This window comes from Mesorhizobium sp. M4A.F.Ca.ET.020.02.1.1 (assembly GCF_004022645.1).
Taxonomy (GTDB): domain Bacteria; phylum Pseudomonadota; class Alphaproteobacteria; order Rhizobiales; family Rhizobiaceae; genus Mesorhizobium.
This window is the reverse complement of the sequence record NZ_RZOI01000905.1, coordinates 1-2,082: the sequence shown is the minus strand read 5'-3', so window position 1 is coordinate 2,082 and position 2,082 is coordinate 1. Positions and strand designations below refer to the sequence as shown.

At 62.1% G+C, this 2,082-nt stretch carries 3 protein-coding genes; 1 reads left to right on the top strand and 2 read right to left on the bottom strand.

Annotated elements, in window-relative coordinates; all coding sequences use genetic code 11:
- On the top strand, positions 1 to 748 hold a 748-nt coding region (locus tag EN742_RS32860; protein ID WP_148670443.1), incomplete at its 5' end, for a site-specific integrase.
- 38 nt (positions 749 to 786) lie between these two features.
- Here EN742_RS32860 and EN742_RS32855 read toward each other — a convergent pair.
- Both EN742_RS32855 and EN742_RS32850 read right to left on the bottom strand, forming a co-directional pair.
- Positions 787 to 1,191, bottom strand: coding sequence for a type II toxin-antitoxin system VapC family toxin (locus tag EN742_RS32855; RefSeq protein ID WP_128333766.1), 405 nt, complete (start codon positions 1,189 to 1,191; stop codon positions 787 to 789).
- Positions 1,188 to 1,421 (bottom strand): AbrB/MazE/SpoVT family DNA-binding domain-containing protein, encoded by a 234-nt coding sequence (locus EN742_RS32850; RefSeq protein WP_128333765.1) that lies wholly within the window; start codon positions 1,419 to 1,421, stop codon positions 1,188 to 1,190. The genes EN742_RS32855 and EN742_RS32850 overlap by 4 nt, the downstream gene beginning before the upstream one ends.
- Positions 1,422 to 2,082: the final 661 nt, after the last annotated feature.

Below are 2,082 nucleotides of genomic sequence, written 5' to 3'. Positions count from 1 at the left end.
GCTCTCCTCGCTGACCTGGAATTATGCGCAGCGCGGCCAGGCGCTCGACAGGAAAGACCGCCATATCGCCACGGTGATGGCCGGCATTCGCAACAAACACGCCGCCCCGCCTCGGCAGAAGGAAGCTGTGTTGCCCGAGGACCTGATCGCCATGCTGGAGACGCTCGACCGCGGAAGCTTACGCGGCTTGCGGGACCGCGCCATGCTGCTGCTCGGCTTTGCCGGCGGCCTTCGCCGCTCCGAAATCGTCGGCCTGGATTGCGGCCGCGGCCAGACCGAGGATTCTTCCGGCTGGATCGAGATCCTGGAGAAGGGTCTGCTGGTCACTCTTCGTGGCAAAACCGGCTGGCGAGAGGTCGAGGTCGGGCGTGGCTCGTCCGACGCGACTTGCCCGGTCGTGGCGCTGGAGACCTGGCTCAAGCTCGGGCGCATCGCCCACGGACCCCTATTTCGCCGCGTCACGGGCCAGGGCAAGGCGGTCGGTGCCGAGCGCCTGAACGACCAGGAGATAGCGCGCCTTGTGAAGCGGACCGCGCTGGCCGCCGGCGTACGCGGCGATCTGCCGGAAGGTCAGCGCGAAAAACTGTTTGCCGGGCACTCGTTACGATCTGGCCTGGCGTCCTCCGCCGAAGTCGACGAACGCTACGTTCAAAAGCAACTCGGTCATGCCTCCGCGGAAATGACGCGCAAATACCAGCGCCGGCGCGATCGGTTCAGGGTCAATCTCACCAAGGCGTCTGGGCTTTAGGTGCCAGAGAAAGGCCCCTCCCCTGCCGCCGCGACGGCTCACACAGTTGGTGCAATCAGTTTCAAGGTCGGAAAGGATGTCCGGTAGCGCCTCACATCGCGCGTCAGCAACGGTAGCCGGGCGACAGCCGCATGCGCGCCGATGAAGAAGTCGGGCAGGACACCGGTCTTCGATCCGCCGGCGCGCCGATATTGCGTAAAGACCTTGCCCGCCAGAAACAGGGCGGCACGCGGCATCGGCGACATTTCGAGCCCTGCCCCATCGACAAATGCCTCGAGGTGCTCGATGCGTTCATACCGAACAGCAAGCTCGGCATAAACCGCGTCATTGATCAGCAACGGCCCATCAAGGCTCGCTGCTTCAAGCTGAGAAAGTGACCAGTCCGCCCATTTCGGATCGTCAGTGACAAGATCGAGAAGGACGTTGGTGTCGACCAGCGTCACGTTTCACCACGCGTCAGCGCTATGATCGCATCGGTATCGACCCCCGGGCCAGCATGGCCACGCAATTTAGCGAAGCGGCTCGGCGGCTGCTTCTTATCGGCGCGCTCGAGCACCACGCTACCATCGGTGGCGCGACGGAAATCGACCTTGCTCCCAGGAACGATGCCGAGAAGATCACGAACTGGCTTCGGGATGGTCACCTGTCCCTTGGCTGTAACAGTGGTGGTCATGGTTGCCTCTTGGTAATACCGTATTCTAGACAGGTATTACACAGAAGGTCAATTTTCAACCCGGCCAGTCGAGTTGGTGGACCCGTGCGTGGACGTCGTTATCCGATCGGTTACGGCCGCCAGCGCGCACATATCAGTCACGATCATTCAGCGTCACCGGGGGGCGTCCGGGTTGTAGGAAAAGCCCCTTCCCTATGCGGGCGGTGGTCAAGGACCTGCCGGGCGACGTTCTTGAAGCAGAATCTGACCCGGCTTGATGGTGTGGCCTCGATTGGATCCAGCTTCGCGCTGGGGTCAGGTCAAACAGTCGACAGTCTTGTCAATGCTGCAGAGGAGCTGGGTAAGCGTCGCGGCGTGGAATGTCCCCTCCCCTGCCCTCGCGGATCGTTGTTTTGGAAGCCCCTAGGCCCGCGTCTGTTTACGTCTGGTTAAGGTTAACGGCTGCGTGGCTTCGCTCCTGGAACTTTGACTCTGCAGATGCTGGATGGCACGCAACGACATGGAAGAATCGCCGAGGCTTGTCACCACGTTACGGCTGCGCAAACTGTCGGCCTTACTAAGTTGTCCATGTGCAACTGTGCGGCCCTTGGGAGGTTTGCCTGAGACTTTTGCGGCGGCTCAGCGGGTACGCCCCGGAAGCGTGGCCCCTACCCCGGTGTAC

Coding starts and splice junctions, on each gene's coding strand:
- EN742_RS32850 (WP_128333765.1), bottom strand. CDS start 1,421: ATGACCACCACTGTTACAGCCAAGGGACAGGTGACCATCCCGAAGCCA.